The organism is Methylobacterium sp. D48H (genome assembly GCF_053345715.1).
The window spans coordinates 13,809-26,688 of sequence record NZ_JBKFAP010000005.1 but is presented as its reverse complement, the minus strand read 5'-3'; the positions used below and the strand labels follow the sequence as shown (position 1 = coordinate 26,688).

The 12,880-nt window shown below is 72.2% G+C and carries 18 protein-coding genes and 1 tRNA gene; 9 read left to right on the top strand and 10 right to left on the bottom strand.

What is annotated here, in order from left to right:
* The 7 genes from ACLBX8_RS11775 to ACLBX8_RS11745 all read left to right on the top strand — a co-directional run bounded on the left by ACLBX8_RS11775 (nucleotide 1) and on the right by ACLBX8_RS11745 (nucleotide 4,465).
* Nucleotides 1–237 carry a hypothetical protein gene (locus ACLBX8_RS11775; protein WP_447715151.1) on the top strand — a complete coding sequence of 79 codons (237 nt, stop codon included), beginning with the start codon at nucleotides 1–3 and terminating at the stop codon, nucleotides 235–237.
* Nucleotides 238–245: 8 nt separating this feature from the next.
* Entirely contained in the window at nucleotides 246–2,246 is a 2,001-nt protein-coding gene (locus ACLBX8_RS11770) for a hypothetical protein (RefSeq protein ID WP_447715150.1), read from the top strand.
* Between the two features lie 64 nt (nucleotides 2,247–2,310).
* Complete coding sequence (locus tag ACLBX8_RS11765; protein ID WP_447715149.1) at nucleotides 2,311–2,643, top strand: septal ring lytic transglycosylase RlpA family protein; 333 nt, start codon at nucleotides 2,311–2,313, stop codon at nucleotides 2,641–2,643.
* Between the two features lie 13 nt (nucleotides 2,644–2,656).
* Nucleotides 2,657–3,370, top strand: a complete 714-nt coding sequence (locus tag ACLBX8_RS11760; RefSeq protein WP_447715148.1) for a hypothetical protein — start codon at nucleotides 2,657–2,659, stop codon at nucleotides 3,368–3,370.
* Nucleotide 3,371: 1 nt separating this feature from the next.
* Entirely contained in the window at nucleotides 3,372–3,638 is a 267-nt protein-coding gene (locus ACLBX8_RS11755; RefSeq protein ID WP_447715147.1) for a hypothetical protein, read from the top strand.
* Nucleotides 3,638–4,060 (top strand): hypothetical protein, encoded by a 423-nt coding sequence (locus ACLBX8_RS11750; RefSeq protein ID WP_447715146.1) that lies wholly within the window; start codon nucleotides 3,638–3,640, stop codon nucleotides 4,058–4,060. Before ACLBX8_RS11755 ends, ACLBX8_RS11750 begins: the two co-directional genes overlap by 1 nt.
* 51 nt (nucleotides 4,061–4,111) lie before the next feature.
* Nucleotides 4,112–4,465 (top strand): hypothetical protein, encoded by a 354-nt coding sequence (locus ACLBX8_RS11745; RefSeq protein WP_447715145.1) that lies wholly within the window; start codon nucleotides 4,112–4,114, stop codon nucleotides 4,463–4,465.
* On the opposite strand, the gene ACLBX8_RS11740 is transcribed toward ACLBX8_RS11745, so the two are convergent.
* The 10 genes from ACLBX8_RS11740 to ACLBX8_RS11695 form a co-directional block, all read right to left on the bottom strand.
* The gene (locus ACLBX8_RS11740; RefSeq protein ID WP_447715144.1) at nucleotides 4,446–4,823 is read right to left on the bottom strand and encodes a hypothetical protein; all 378 of its coding nucleotides are present in this window, start codon (nucleotides 4,821–4,823) and stop codon (nucleotides 4,446–4,448) included. The two genes, ACLBX8_RS11745 and ACLBX8_RS11740, sit on opposite strands and share 20 nt — an antisense overlap.
* Nucleotides 4,824–4,923: 100 nt before the next feature.
* Complete coding sequence (locus ACLBX8_RS11735; protein WP_447715143.1) at nucleotides 4,924–5,208, bottom strand: hypothetical protein; 285 nt, start codon at nucleotides 5,206–5,208, stop codon at nucleotides 4,924–4,926.
* Nucleotides 5,205–5,447 carry a hypothetical protein gene (locus ACLBX8_RS11730; RefSeq protein ID WP_447715142.1) on the bottom strand — a complete coding sequence of 81 codons (243 nt, stop codon included), beginning with the start codon at nucleotides 5,445–5,447 and terminating at the stop codon, nucleotides 5,205–5,207. Before ACLBX8_RS11730 ends, ACLBX8_RS11735 begins: the two co-directional genes overlap by 4 nt.
* 12 nt (nucleotides 5,448–5,459) lie before the next feature.
* Nucleotides 5,460–5,684: a hypothetical protein gene (locus ACLBX8_RS11725; protein WP_447715141.1), complete on the bottom strand. Its 225-nt coding sequence runs from the start codon at nucleotides 5,682–5,684 to the stop codon at nucleotides 5,460–5,462.
* A 35-nt stretch (nucleotides 5,685–5,719) separates the two neighbouring features.
* Complete coding sequence (locus ACLBX8_RS11720) at nucleotides 5,720–5,917, bottom strand: hypothetical protein (protein WP_447715140.1); 198 nt, start codon at nucleotides 5,915–5,917, stop codon at nucleotides 5,720–5,722.
* Entirely contained in the window at nucleotides 5,914–6,174 is a 261-nt protein-coding gene (locus ACLBX8_RS11715) for a hypothetical protein (protein WP_447715139.1), read from the bottom strand. The genes ACLBX8_RS11720 and ACLBX8_RS11715 overlap by 4 nt, the downstream gene beginning before the upstream one ends.
* A gap of 98 nt (nucleotides 6,175–6,272) precedes the next feature.
* Nucleotides 6,273–6,347 (bottom strand) — tRNA-Gln (locus ACLBX8_RS11710).
* Nucleotides 6,348–6,429: 82 nt separating this feature from the next.
* On the bottom strand, nucleotides 6,430–8,007 hold the full coding sequence (locus ACLBX8_RS11705) for an aldehyde dehydrogenase (NADP(+)) (RefSeq protein WP_447715138.1): 1,578 nt from the start codon (nucleotides 8,005–8,007) through the stop codon (nucleotides 6,430–6,432).
* Between the two features lie 59 nt (nucleotides 8,008–8,066).
* Entirely contained in the window at nucleotides 8,067–9,737 is a 1,671-nt protein-coding gene (locus tag ACLBX8_RS11700) for a thiamine pyrophosphate-binding protein (protein WP_447715137.1), read from the bottom strand.
* A 129-nt stretch (nucleotides 9,738–9,866) separates the two neighbouring features.
* Complete coding sequence (locus ACLBX8_RS11695) at nucleotides 9,867–10,565, bottom strand: GntR family transcriptional regulator (RefSeq protein WP_447715136.1); 699 nt, start codon at nucleotides 10,563–10,565, stop codon at nucleotides 9,867–9,869.
* Between the two features lie 192 nt (nucleotides 10,566–10,757).
* Here ACLBX8_RS11695 and ACLBX8_RS11690 point away from each other — a divergent pair, with 192 nt between their 5' ends.
* Nucleotides 10,758–11,477 carry a ribonuclease activity regulator RraA gene (locus ACLBX8_RS11690; RefSeq protein ID WP_012319094.1) on the top strand — a complete coding sequence of 240 codons (720 nt, stop codon included), beginning with the start codon at nucleotides 10,758–10,760 and terminating at the stop codon, nucleotides 11,475–11,477.
* Nucleotides 11,478–11,558: 81 nt separating this feature from the next.
* Nucleotides 11,559–12,866 (top strand): MFS transporter, encoded by a 1,308-nt coding sequence (locus tag ACLBX8_RS11685; RefSeq protein WP_091680368.1) that lies wholly within the window; start codon nucleotides 11,559–11,561, stop codon nucleotides 12,864–12,866.
* Nucleotides 12,867–12,880: the final 14 nt, after the last annotated feature.

The following is a 12,880-nucleotide window of genomic DNA, read 5'->3' as shown; positions in this document are numbered from 1 at the left end:
ATGGCCGCCCCCGCGATCCCGCCGCCGACCCCTCTTCAGTTCGCCACGACGGCGCAGGCGCAGGCCGCGCTCGACCCCGGCACGGTGATCAGCCCGGCGCTCGCCCTCGCCCTGCTCAAGGCGCAGCCGGGAGCGGTACTGCGCGCCGCATACGACCTCCTGCCAAAGTCGCCGGACGGTCTCAGCGTCGGAGACCCCTGGATCTCCGGCAACACCCTCCAGTTCGTCGCCTCCTGAGGATCGACATGCGCTCCCGTCTCTTGGCTCGCATCGTTGCGGCGTCCGCCGCACTTCTGATCGCCGGCCCGGCCTTCGCCTACGATGCGAGCAAGGCGCCCCGCTACGCCTCGCCGGACATGTACCGGCCGAACGTCGACCAGCTCACCGTCAACGGCGCCGGCGGCATCGTCTGTACCAACCCTTCGGGTTGCGACGTCTCCGGCCTGAGTGTGACGATGCCGGGAGCGGCGTCTTCGCTACTGCCGAACGTCATCGCCGGCCGCATCGCGCGTCAGCCCACGAACCTCACCGTCTCCGTTCCGGGTACCGCCGCGACCCCGCAGGCCGGCGTCGACCTCTGCTCGATCCTGGCCATCGACCGGACCGCCACCTGCACGGTTCAGATCGCTGGCGGCGCGTCGACGTCCTCGCAGATCACAGTGCGCAGCCCCTACGGCGACCGCATCGTCATCGCGGGCGCGACCCCGAGCACGACGCCGGTCTCCGCCGTTTCCGCCGTGACCGGCGCGAACCAAGCCTACAGCGTCACCCTCACGGTCGGATCCACCTCCGGGATCACCGTCGGCGCCTACGTGCAGATCACCGGCATGTCCGGCGTGCCGATGGCGCAAGTGCACTCGGGCGTCTGGAAGGTCACCGCCGTCTCGGGCTCCAGCGTGACGGTGACGAACACCGCCTCGAACGGCGCGCCGCCCACCGGCGCCATCACCGGCACGCTGACCGCCTACCCGACGCAGCTCAAGTTCACCGGCACCTCCGGCATCGTCGCCGCCAGCCTGGGCGGGGTGTCGAACCTCGTGCTGATCGGCGACGGCACCACGCCCGGCACCTTCGGCCTGTGGGCCAAGAGCCCGGACGCCACCCAGCCCGGCGCCGTGATGGCGGGGCCGATCGCGGTCACCGGCTTCGTCGACAACGTGCGGGCGAACTACGGCGGCGTCATCCACGGCACGCAGATCGTCTCGTCTTCGGCGATGAACAACGGCGGCATCTCGCGGGACGGGGCATACCTCGGCTGCTTCGGGTGCGCGTTCACCGGCAATGGCATGTCGCCCCCGCCTGGCGGCGGCAACGGCGTGCTCATTGAGAACGGGTCGACCGCCTTCTTCACCGGGCCCCTGGCCTGGGGCAACGCGGGCGCGGGCATGTTCTCCCGGACGGTCTCGTCCCTGCTGGTGGACAGCGGTTCGCCCGGCTCGGCGGGGCGCAACCTCAACGGCTGGCAGTCGTCCTACTCGGCCTTCCTGCAGGCGCTGGGCTCGGACGGCAGCTACAATGCCTCCGCCGGCTGGCGCGCCGAGGGCAACGCCTCGATGTTCGCCGGGTCGACCACGGCCACCTCGAACCTCGTGAACGGGTACTGGGCGCTCGACAGCGCGTTCATGTCCGCAGCCTCCTCGACCTCGAGCAACAACACCTTCAACGGGTATTCGGGTCAGACCCGGGCCCGGATCGACGCGTCGGGCAGCACGGCGACCGGCAACGGCTCGTCGACCTACGTGGCGGGGGACTGGGCGCAGATCAGCACGCCCGCGGGGATGCTGAACGGTCAGCCGGCAGGCGCCGTGATGCAGTCCGCCGCGGCGACCCCCTATCTCGCCAACGCCGACCTGACCGCCGCCATTGCCCTGACCGACAGCGTGCCGGCGTGCACCGCGGGCACGCAGGTGTCTTCGGTGACGATCACGCCCAGCCTGGCCACGAGCCGGGTGCGGTTGCGGTGGCATGGACAGGGCAGCCGGTCGGCCGCTGGCGCCTTCGTCGCGACCATCTGCCGATCGGGCACGGCGAACGCCCTGCGCGCGGGCTTCGTGCAGACCGCGGGCGCGAACCAGTCGGCCGATCTCGTGCTGGAGCTGGATGACGCTCCCGGGACGACGGCGGCGGTGACCTACACGGTCAACGTCGGCCCAGACAGCGGCACGCTGCGGCTGAACGGCTCCACCACAGGGCGGTACTTCGGCGGAGCGTCCGCAGCGACGCTCATCGCCGAGGAGCTGCGGTAGCGCGCGAGCCGAGGCCGGCATCAAGCCGGGCCTCGGCGCACCTCTCGAACATCCTGGATCCTGAATGCCCCTGCGTCACTCGGCGCGGGTCGCCCTCGCCTGCCTCGCGCTGGCGGGGTCGGCCCCGCACGCCTCGGCCGAAATCGCCTCTTGGTACGGATCCGGCCGCCGCACCGCGAACGGTGAGCGGTTCGTGCCCGACGGCCTGACCGCGGCGCATCGGAGCCTGCCGTTCGGGACCCGGGTGCGGGTGACCTACGGCGCCCGCTCGGTGGTGGTCCGCATCAACGATCGCGGCCCGTTCATCGCCGGCCGAGCGATCGACCTCTCGCGCGGCGCGGCTCGGGCCATCGGCCTGTCCGGCGTCGGCCGCGTCCACCTCGCCATCCTCGGCTGACCCGGAGACCACCATGGCCGCGAGCCTCAACCGCTCGGCGTTCTTCGACCGCGTGCGCGCGGCGCCCTTCGGCGGCCGGCTGTCGGCCTCACAGGTCGCCGGCATTGAGGCGATCCTCGACGCCTGCCCGGCCATGCTGGGCCTCGCCTCGCTGGCCTACTGCCTCGCCACGACCTTCCACGAGACGGCGCGCACGATGAAGCCGATCGAGGAGTACGGGCGCGGGAAGGGTCGATCCTACGGGCCGACCGGCTTCTGGGGGCGCGGCTTCGTGCAGCTCACCTGGGAGGCGAACTACGCCAAGGCCACGGCCGCGCTGCGCAAGCTCGGCGTGCTGACCGCGGCCGAGGACCTCGTGAAGACCCCCGCCCTGGCGATGCGCCCAGACGTGGCCGCCGCGATCCTGTTCTACGGCATGGTCGACGGTTGGTTCACCGGCAAGAAGCTGGCGGACTACTTCGGCCCGAGCCGCAACGATGCGGTTGGCGCCCGGCGCATCATCAACGGCACCGACAAGGCCGCGACGATCGCCGGCTACCACGCGACCTTCGTGGATGCTCTGACCGCCGGCGGCTACGCGGCGATCCCCGCCGCCGCGGCGCCCGCGCCGGTCGCGCCGAGCTCCCCTCCCAATCTCCCCTCTCAGCCGGCACCAACGGCTCCCGTCGAGCCCGGCTTCTGGGCGCGCCTGCACGCCCTCCTCTCCCGCAAGACCAAGGTGGCCTGACATGCACCGCGCTCACTTCCGCCAGGTCCGCCTCGGCATCCTGCGCTGGTACGCCGCCGCGCGCGGGTATCGGATCTACGCGCTGGCCCTGGTGCTCGCCGTGCCGGATATCCTCGACGCGCTGGCCGGTGTCGACTTTACCGTCCTGCTGCCGCCGGGCTGGGGCGCGAAGGCCGCCTCCATTCTCGCCATCGCGCGTGTCGTGCTGGGCATCGTGATCCGGCGCCTCGCCATGGTCGGTCCGCCGCCAGCCGGAGGGCCGCGCTGATGCCGTTCCTCACCCTGATCGGCGGCTTCCTCGTGAAGCTGCTCGGCTCCGGCATCGTCGCGCCGGTGCTGGCCTATCTCAGCAAGCGCTCCGACAACGGGGTGGTGACCAACGGGCAGAACGTGACCGGCGACGTGACGGTCGCCCAGGCGCAGCTCACCGCCTACGTCGAGGAGCGGAAGGTGGTCGCGCAGGAGCGCGCCGAGCAGCACCTGTCGCCCTGGACGGCCTGGATGATCCCGACGGCGTTCGGGTTCTGCATGATCCACTTCGGCGCGATCGTCCTCGACAGCACCTTCCGGTTCAACTGGCAGGTCGCGAAGCTGCCGGCGCCGTACGACGCCATGGAGAACGCCATCGTGCTCTCGGTGATCGGCGTCGCCGGCATCGCGCCGACCGTCCGCCGGATCTTCGGCAAGTAGCCCTCACCCCCCACCTCCCCCGCAGGGGGTAGGCCGCGAAAGACCGCCGCCATGGACACGTCCTTCCTGTCGCCCGGGCCGATCACCTGGGCGCAGCTCATCGCGCTAGCGCTGTTCCTGATCGCGCTCGGCAAGGGCGCGGACTGGATCATCGGGAAGTTGCGCACCGGCACGAAGGAAGCGGTCTCGCCGCTCACGATCGACATGGCCGCGGCCAAGATCGAGATCCGATCCCTGGAGGAGAAGCTGAACGCCTTCAAGATCGAGGTCGCCCGGACCTACGTGACCGGCGACGTCATCACCCGCCTGGAGCGGCGCATCGACGACATGGTCACCTCGGTGCGGGACGAGATGAAGGAGACGCGCGAGGCGATGCTGAAGGCGTTCATGCGGCGGCCGGACTGACCGCCACGTCACCTCTGTCTGACAGCGACGCTTCGGCGCGCGGATCCACGAACAGCTCCGAGGTCATGCCTCTCGCTTCGTGCCGAAGCTCGAACTTCCACATCACGCTGATCGTGTGGTTGTTCGGCAGGATGAGGCGCATGCCCTCTACGGCAGACCCCGGCGGCGCCATCCGCGCCATGGTCGGGACAGTCTCACTCGCGTGCGCGGCGCTTCGCACGACGAAGATGCTCTTGCCAGCGTCGACCGAGGCGGCATGAAGTAGGCAGCGAAGGCGTTCGCGGTGAACGGCGAGGCCGTGCCTCACGGCGCTACGCTCTCTCTGTAGCTTCTTCCTGATGGTTTCTCGGCTGGCCATGGCTAGTCCCCGCCTGCGCTCCGAGCGCTTGGCGGCGCGAATATACATCATCCGCACACCTCGAGCGCCCTGGCTTCGGCCGGGGCGCTCTTTTCGCGTTTCAGCCAGGCGTCAGAGGTTTCCCGGTCCGCTCGCTCCACGCCTTCGCCCGACTCCACGCCGCAGCCAAAGCTTCGATCGCCTCGTCCCGGGTCGGGGCCTCGCCGTTGAGCGGCCGGACACCCTCGGCCTCGTGGCCGCGCTGGCAGCCGGTGCAGCTCCAGGTCCAGATCCCGTTCTGCGGACCGCCGGCGATCCGACGGATGCGGCCGACGTGCTGGCCAGCTTCCTCGGCCACGAAGTCATGGTGCGTGTTCGGGAAGGTGCGGCGCCACGCGAAGGTCACGGCTCGGCGCTCTCGCGGATCCCGAGCGCGATCAGCAGCTCGCGTCCGCTCGGGGTCAAGTGCCATGCGCGCCGACTGGTCCGCCCGCGAGTCGGGCGCTCCTCGACGTATCCGAGCTCCTGCAGGATCGGCATCACGGTCGGGTAGGCCTCGTGTCTCAAGCCGCCAGGGTTCTCGGCGACGGCGCGCAGGGCCTCAAGGTGGCGGCCGCGAATCGGGGCTTTCGGTTCGGAAGGCATGGCGGCGCCGGGCTACCGCGAGTCGCCGTCCTCGACGAGTCCGCGGCTCGCGGCCAGGCGCCACAGCTCGGCATCCGAGAACAGGAAGTCGCCGATCTGCCAGCGTTCGAACTCCTCGCCGATCGGCGCCACCGCGACGCCGGCGGCTCGTAGCGCGGCGACGGCCTCGAGAACCGGGTCGGTGTCGTCGGTCATGATTGCCGGGTAGCCCGAGCAGGAGGCCGGGCCATCATACATTTGATGGACTCGGGTCGGCCTCGTCGCTCATGCCGCTACCCCAGCGCGATCAGCATCCACGTGCGGGCCTTGGCCATCAGATCGCCGTCGCCGGCCGCCGGGTCGGCCTCGATCACGCGCTTGATGATCTCGCGCGCCTCATTGCCGCTCATCCCGATTCCCTGCACGAAGCCGCTCAGCCGTTCCATCAGGCGTTCGGCGGTCGCCGCGCGATCATCCTCGGGCGCGCTCATCCCTTCACCGGGTGCGCCAGCAGGATCGCGGTCCGGACCATGTTGCGCTTCCAGGCCGGCTTGTCGGTGGTGAGCGCCTCGGCCGCGCGGGTGTTCGTGCGGAGGGTCTCGACCAGGTCGAGGGTCCAGCCCTTCGCGAGCGGATAGGCCTCGGTCGCCAGATCCGCGAGCACCGCGTCGACCGCGGCGTCGATCTCCTGGTCAGTGACCTCGGCCGCCTTGCGCAGCTCGGAGACAGTCGCGGGTTCCTTGGCCATTCGGGACTGTGCCGACTCTTGTGCGCCGGAAAAACACCTTCTGTTCCGGGGTGTCTGTTATGTCCCGGTCCTGAGGGCTTTGTTTTTCCTCAGGTTTTTGGCTGGGGCGCCAGGATTCGAACCTGGGAATGGCGGTACCAAAAACCGCTGCCTTACCACTTGGCGACGCCCCAAGGTGAGCGGAGGCTGTCTAGACGCCGCGCCCGCCCCTGGCAAGCGGCGGATCGCGGCCTCCCGGCCCCCGCAAGCCGCCGCTCAGCGGCGTTCGGGTGTGCCGTCGATCCGGCGGGGCAGGCCCAGCGGGTTGGCGGCCTGGAGCGCCGCCGGCAGCAGGGCGTCGGGGACGTCCTGGTAGCTCACCGGCCGCAGGAACCGGTCGATCGCGAGGCTGCCCACCGAGGTCGTGCGCCCGTCCGAGGTCGCCGGGTAAGGCCCACCATGCACCATGGCGTGCGCCACCTCGACGCCGGTCCCGAACCCGTCCACCAGGATCCGGCCGACGCGGCGCTCCAAGAGCGGCAGCAGGTCCCGGGCGGCCGCGTGATCCTCCGGCGCGAGGTGCAGCGAGGCCGTGAGCTGACCCTCCAGACGCTCCAGGACCGCCCGCATCGCGGCGAAGTCCGCGCAGCGCACCACGAGCCCCGAGGCGCCGAACATCTCCTCCTGCAGCTCGGGATCCGCCAGGAACACGTCCGAGTCCGCGGCGAACAGGGTCGCCCGGCCCTGGGTCGCCCCGCCCTCCGTGCCCTCGGCGATGCGGGTGACGGCGGCGTGGCCGGCCACCCGCGCCACGGCCTCGCGGTACGCGCGCTGGATGCCGGGCGTCAGCATGGTCGCGGCCGGGCTCTCGCGCAGGGCCGCGCCGGCCGCCTCGAGGAAGGCGTCGAGACCCGGACCCGGCAGCGCCAGGATCAGGCCGGGATTGGTGCAGAACTGTCCGGCGCCGAGCGTCAGCGAGGCCGCGAAGGCCTTGCCGATCGCGGCGCCCCGCGCGGCGAGCGCGCCGGGGAACAGCAGCACCGGGTTGATGCTGCTCATCTCGGCGTAGACCGGGATCGGCGACGGGCGCCCGGCCGCGATCGCCATCAGGGCGGTGCCGCCCCGGCGCGAGCCCGTGAAGCCGACGGCCGCGATCCGGGGATCGGCCACCAGCCCCTGCCCGATCGACTGGCCGGCATCGAACAGCAGCGAGAAGGTCCCCTCCGGCAGGCCGCAGGACGCAACCGCCTTCTGGACGGCGCGGCCGACCAGTTCCGAGGTGCCGGGATGGGCGGGATGGGCCTTGACCACCACCGGGCAGCCCGCCGCCAGGGCCGAGGCGGTGTCGCCCCCCGCCACCGAGAAGGCCAGCGGGAAGTTCGAGGCGCCGAACACCGCCACCGGGCCGACGGCGATCCGGCGCAGGCGCAGGTCCGGACGGGGCAGCGGCTTGCGGTCCGGAAGGGCCGGGTCGATCCGCGCCTCGACGTAGCTGCCCTCGCGGACGACGCCGGCGAACAGGCGCAGCTGGCCGACCGTCCGGGCGCGCTCGCCCTCGATCCGCGGCCGGGGCAGCCCCGTCTCGGCCATGCAGCGAGTGACGAGGTCGTCCCCGATCTCCAGGATGTTCGCGGCGATCGCTTCCAGGAAGCCGGCCCGCGCCTCCGGGTCGGTCTCGCGGAAGGTGTCGAAGGCGGCCTCGGCGAGCGCGCAGGCCCGGTCGAGGTCGCTCCGGCTCGCGCCCGGGAAGTCCGGCTCCAGGGTCTGTCCGGTGGCCGCCTCGACGGCCCGGAAGGCCGCCTCGGTGCCGCGCCGCGCCTCGGCGCCGATCAGGTTCTCGCCGCGCAGGGTCATGAGCTGCTCCTCTCGGTGGGGGTGCGGGCGGGCCGCACCGGGACGGCGCGTGCGGGCGGTCAGCCCCGCTGCGCCGCCAGGGCCTTCTCGCGGATGGCCGCGAGGGTCATGGTCGGGGTGAGCGCCTCGGGATCGACGAGGCAGTGGATCATCGCCGGCAGCCCGGAGGCGAGGCCGCGCTCGAAGGCGGGGGCGAACTCCTCGGTGCGCTCCACCCGTTCGCCGTGGCCGCCGAAGGCGCGGGCCAGCGCCGCGAAGTCGGGGTTGCACAGCTCGGTCGCCGAGACGCGGCCGGGATACTCGCGCTCCTGGTGCATCCGGATCGTGCCGTACATGCCGTTGTCGAGCACCACCACCACGACGGCGATCCCGTACTGAACCGCGGTCGCGAATTCCTGCACGGTCATCATCACGTCGCCGTCGCCGGCGAGCGCCACGACGATCCGCTCCGGGCGGCTGCGCTTCGCCATCACGGCGGCGGGCAGGCCGTAGCCCATGGAGCCGGAGGTCGGCGCGAGCTGCGTGCCGAAGGCGCGGAACCGGTAATAGCGGTGGACCCAGGTGGCGAAGTTGCCGGCGCCGTTGCAGATCACCGCGTCCGGCGGCAGCCGCTCGCGCAGCCACGCGATCGCCGCGCCGTACTGGAACGCGCCGGGCTTCGGCTCCGGCGTCTCGGACCACGCGCGGTAGGCGGCATGGGCCTCGGCGGCGCGGCCGGTGCCGGTGGCCTCGAACTCCGGCAGGACCGTGCAGAAGGTCTCGGGCGCCGCCTCGATCGCCAGCGCCGGCTGGTAGACCCGGCCGAGTTCCGCCGCGTCGGCGTGGACGTGGACCAGCGGCAGGCCGGGATTGGGGATGCCGAGCAGGCCGTAGGACTGCGCCGGCATCTCGGAGAGGCGCCCGCCCACCATCAGCAGCAGGTCGGCCTCCCGGATCCGGGCGAGCAGCGCCGGGTTGGGCCCGATCCCGAGCTCGCCCGCGAAGTTCGGGTGGTCGGCGGGGAAGAGCTGGGCCCGCCGGAACGAGACCGCCACCGGCAGGTCGTGGCGCTCGGCCCAGGCGGCCAGGGCGGCGACGGCGCCTTCCGTCCAGCGGGAGCCGCCGAGCAGCACCACCGGCCGCCGCGCCTCCGCCAGCATGGCCCGCAGGCGCGCGACGTCGTCCCCCGACGGGGCCGGCGCGGCCGGGACGACGCGCGGCGCGTCCGGCACGGCCGCGACGTCGTCGAGCATGTCCTCCGGCAGGGCGACCACGACGGGGCCCGGGCGGCCTTGCAGTGCGGCCCGGAAGGCCCGGGCGAGGATCTCCGGGATGCGCGCCGCGTCGTCGATCTCCACCGCCCACTTGGCGACGCCGCCGAACATCTGGCGGTAGTCGACCTCCTGGAAGGCCTCGCGGTCGCGCATGCGCCGGGCGATCTGGCCGACGAACAGGATCATCGGCGTCGAATCCTGGCGGGCGATGTGCACGCCGGCGGAAGCGTTGGTGGCGCCGGGGCCCCGGGTCACGAAGCAGATGCCAGGGCGGCCCGTGAGCTTGCCGGCGGCCTCGGCCATGATCGCCGCGCCGCCCTCCTGCCGGCAGACCAGCACGTCGATGCCGCTGTCGCGCAGGGCGTCGAGCACCGCGAGATAGCTCTCGCCGGGGACGCAGGTCACGCGCGCGACGCCCTGCGCGCGGAGCTGGTCGACGAGCACCTGCGCGCCGGTGCGTGGGGGCAATCCGCTCAAGCCGTTCCTCCCTGGCGCTCGGGCCGCGTCCGGGGCATGGCGCCGGGATCGGCCGTAAATCCGCCCGCCGCTGAGATGCGTCTGATATCCCAGTCTCAGGATAGGGGCGGGTTCGGGGCGGTCAACCTGTCAGACCAGGGGGCGCCGGTCGAGGGCCCGGCGTGTCATCCGGTCGAGAAAGTCGAACAGCGTCCCGAGCCCGGCAAGGGCCGCCCCCGCGTCGCGCGCCGCGATGCCCGACACGATCGCCGCGTGGATCGCCGCGCAGTCCGGGAAGCTCGCGGTCGGCTCGTAGGTGTACCAGAACCGTCGCGACTGCGCGTGCAGCGCCGCCATGGTGCCGGCGAGCGTCGGGTTGTAGGCGGCGCCGACTAGCCCCTCGTGCAGGGCGCGCTTGTGCCGGAAATACGCTTCCCGGTCGCGGGCCTCGGCGGTGCGGCGCAGCCCGCCGACGCGATCCAGCAGCCGCGCCATGTCGTCCTCGGTGCCCCGCGCGATGGCGCAGCGGGCCACGGTCTCGTCGAGGGGCCGCCGCACCTCCAGCAGCTCGAGGTGCCTGATGATGTCGACCTGGGTGACGAGGACGCCGCGGCGCGGGTGAACCTCCACGAACCCGATCGTCTTCAGCCGTGCCAGGGCCTCGCGGACCGGGGTCCGGCCGAGGCCCAGCTCCGCGCCGAGTTCGCCCTCGGAGACCATCGCGCCCGGCGCGAGGCGGCGGCTGATGATCATCTGCTCGATGGCGTCGTAGGCGGTCTCGGCGAGCGAGCGCGGCCTGCGCGCCTCCGCCGCCGAGGCGCTGCCGCCCGCAAAGTCCAATTCGGCCAAGGGCTTCCCCGTCGATCTCCGCCCGTGTCTGTCGCGACCCGCGCCGGTTGACAATGGCGCGGCGCCCCATGTTACTCAAGAGCTGGGATATCAGTCCGCGCCCAGCGCGGACGGGAGCCAAGGCCGGCGCAAGCGACGCGTGATTGTCACCGTCCGCGGGTGCCGAGACCGAGGCCCGGGGAGGAGAAGCGGATGTCCGGGTTGTCCCCTGAGACGCGCGCCAAGCTGAAGACCGTCAGCACGGCCACGCTGATGACCGCCCTCTACAAGCGCGGCTTCCGCAACCAGATGATCCAGGGCGTGCTGCCCCTGAAGGCCGGCGGCCCGACGATGGTCGGCGAGGCCTACACCCTGCGCTACATCCCGGCCCGGGAGGACCTGAACCCGATCACGGTGTTCCGCGACCGCGCGCACCCGCAGCGCAAGGCCGTGGAGGAGTGCCCGCCCGGCGCCGTGATGGTGATCGACAGCCGCAAGGACGCGCGCGCGGCGTCCGCCGGCTCGATCCTGGCCACGCGGCTGATGGTGCGCGGCTGCGCCGGGCTCGTCACCGACGGGGGCTTCCGCGATGCCGACGAGATCGCCCGGCTCGAGATGCCGAGCTACCACGCGCGCCCGTCGGCACCGACGAATCTCACGGTCCACCAGGCGATCGACATCAACGTGCCGATCGGCTGCGGCGACGCGCCCGTCTTCCCCGGCGACGTGATCGTCGGCGACGGCGACGGGGTGGCGGTGATCCCGGCCCACCTCGCGGACGCGGTCGCCGACGAGGCCGTGGAGATGACCGCCTACGAGGATTTCGTCACCGAGGAGGTACGCAAGGGCCGCACAATCCTCGGCCTCTACCCTGCCACCGACGAGCAGAGCCTCGCCGATTTCGCCGCCTGGCGGACGCGGACCGGCCGCTGAGCGTGCCGCACCGGCCCGCTCCGGCCCGGCCCGCGATCGGCAAAGGGCCGGGACGCGTCGGATTCGGCTCGGGGGGACGCCATGGCGGCGGGGTTGCGCGGGGGCGATGCGGCGCCGGAGATCGAGCGGCGGACGGTCGCCAAGGTGTCGCGGCGTCTGCTGCCGCTGATCGTCCTCATCTACTTCGTCGCCTACATGGACCGGACCAACGTCGGCTTCGCGGCGTTCGGGCTGAGCCGGGAGTTCGGGTTCTCCGCCACGGTCTACGGCTGGGCGGCCGGCATCTTCTTCCTCGGCTACGTCATCTTCGAAGTGCCGAGCAACGTCCTCCTGGAGCGCGCCGGGGCGCGGCTCTGGATCGCCCGGATCATGGTCACCTGGGGGCTGGTGGCGGGCAGCATGGCGCTCATCACCGGCCCGGCGAGCTTCCTCGCCCTGCGCTTCCTGCTGGGCGTGGCCGAGGCCGGCTTCTTCCCCGGCGTGATCCTCTACTTCACCTACTGGTTCCCGAAGCGGTACCGGGCGCGCGTGGTCGCCGCGCTGTTCCTCGCGGTCCCGGGCTCGAACGCCCTCACGGCGGTGATCTCGGGGGCGCTGCTCCAGCTCGACGGGGCGCTCGGCCTGCACGGCTGGCAGTGGCTGTTCCTCCTCGAGGCCGCGCCCTCGATCCTGCTGGCCTTCGCGGTCCTGGCGCTGATGACCGACCGGCCCGAACAGGCCGCGTGGCTCACGTCCGAGGAGCGATTGTGGCTCGGGACGGCGATCGCGGCGGAGCGGGACGGCACGGTCCGGGCCCACGGGCCCTTCACCCTGGGGCAGGTCCTGACCGACCGGCGCGTGCTCGCGCTGGGCGCGATGTACTTCAGCATCGGTACCGCCACCTACGGCATCACCTTCTTCCTGCCGCCGATCCTGAAGAGCCTGCACCTCACCGACTGGGAGACGGGGGTCGCGACGGCGGTGCCCTACGGCGTCGGGACCCTGGGCATGATCGCCTGGAGCTGGTCGTCGGACCGGCGCGACGAGCGCCGCTGGCACTTCGCGATCGCCGCGCTGGTCGCCGCCCTCGGCCTCGTCGTCTCCGGCCCCATGCTCGGCAGCCTCTGGGCGCTCGCGGCGATGTCGGTGGCCACGATCGGGCTCTACGGGAGCAAGCCCGCCTTCTGGGCGATGCCGGGGGAGTTCCTGGCCGGGCCCGCGGCCGCCGGGGGGATCGCGCTGATCAACGCGATCGGCAATCTCGGCGGCTTCGTCGGCCCCTACGTCCTGGGCTGGCTGAAGGATTATACCGGGACCTACGAGGCCGGCCTCTATTTCCTGGCGGCTTGCGCGCTCGCCGCCGCGGCGATCACGCTCGTCGCGGGCCGCCCGGCCGGGTCGAACGCGTGAGACCGGAGACAGAG

Bases quoted from the DNA above. Each gene is read 5' to 3' on its own strand.
- ACLBX8_RS11775 (WP_447715151.1), top strand. From the start codon at position 1: ATGGCCGCCCCCGCGATCCCGCCGCCGACCCCTCTTCAGTTCGCCACG.
- ACLBX8_RS11770 (WP_447715150.1), top strand. From the start codon at position 246: ATGCGCTCCCGTCTCTTGGCTCGCATCGTTGCGGCGTCCGCCGCACTT.
- ACLBX8_RS11765 (WP_447715149.1), top strand. From the start codon at position 2,311: ATGCCCCTGCGTCACTCGGCGCGGGTCGCCCTCGCCTGCCTCGCGCTG.
- ACLBX8_RS11760 (WP_447715148.1), top strand. From the start codon at position 2,657: ATGGCCGCGAGCCTCAACCGCTCGGCGTTCTTCGACCGCGTGCGCGCG.
- ACLBX8_RS11755 (WP_447715147.1), top strand. From the start codon at position 3,372: ATGCACCGCGCTCACTTCCGCCAGGTCCGCCTCGGCATCCTGCGCTGG.
- ACLBX8_RS11750 (WP_447715146.1), top strand. From the start codon at position 3,638: ATGCCGTTCCTCACCCTGATCGGCGGCTTCCTCGTGAAGCTGCTCGGC.
- ACLBX8_RS11745 (WP_447715145.1), top strand. From the start codon at position 4,112: ATGGACACGTCCTTCCTGTCGCCCGGGCCGATCACCTGGGCGCAGCTC.
- ACLBX8_RS11740 (WP_447715144.1), bottom strand. From the start codon at position 4,823: ATGGCCAGCCGAGAAACCATCAGGAAGAAGCTACAGAGAGAGCGTAGC.
- ACLBX8_RS11730 (WP_447715142.1), bottom strand. From the start codon at position 5,447: ATGCCTTCCGAACCGAAAGCCCCGATTCGCGGCCGCCACCTTGAGGCC.
- ACLBX8_RS11725 (WP_447715141.1), bottom strand. From the start codon at position 5,684: ATGTATGATGGCCCGGCCTCCTGCTCGGGCTACCCGGCAATCATGACC.
- ACLBX8_RS11720 (WP_447715140.1), bottom strand. From the start codon at position 5,917: ATGAGCGCGCCCGAGGATGATCGCGCGGCGACCGCCGAACGCCTGATG.
- ACLBX8_RS11715 (WP_447715139.1), bottom strand. From the start codon at position 6,174: ATGGCCAAGGAACCCGCGACTGTCTCCGAGCTGCGCAAGGCGGCCGAG.
- ACLBX8_RS11705 (WP_447715138.1), bottom strand. From the start codon at position 8,007: ATGACCCTGCGCGGCGAGAACCTGATCGGCGCCGAGGCGCGGCGCGGC.
- ACLBX8_RS11690 (WP_012319094.1), top strand. From the start codon at position 10,758: ATGTCCGGGTTGTCCCCTGAGACGCGCGCCAAGCTGAAGACCGTCAGC.
- ACLBX8_RS11685 (WP_091680368.1), top strand. From the start codon at position 11,559: ATGGCGGCGGGGTTGCGCGGGGGCGATGCGGCGCCGGAGATCGAGCGG.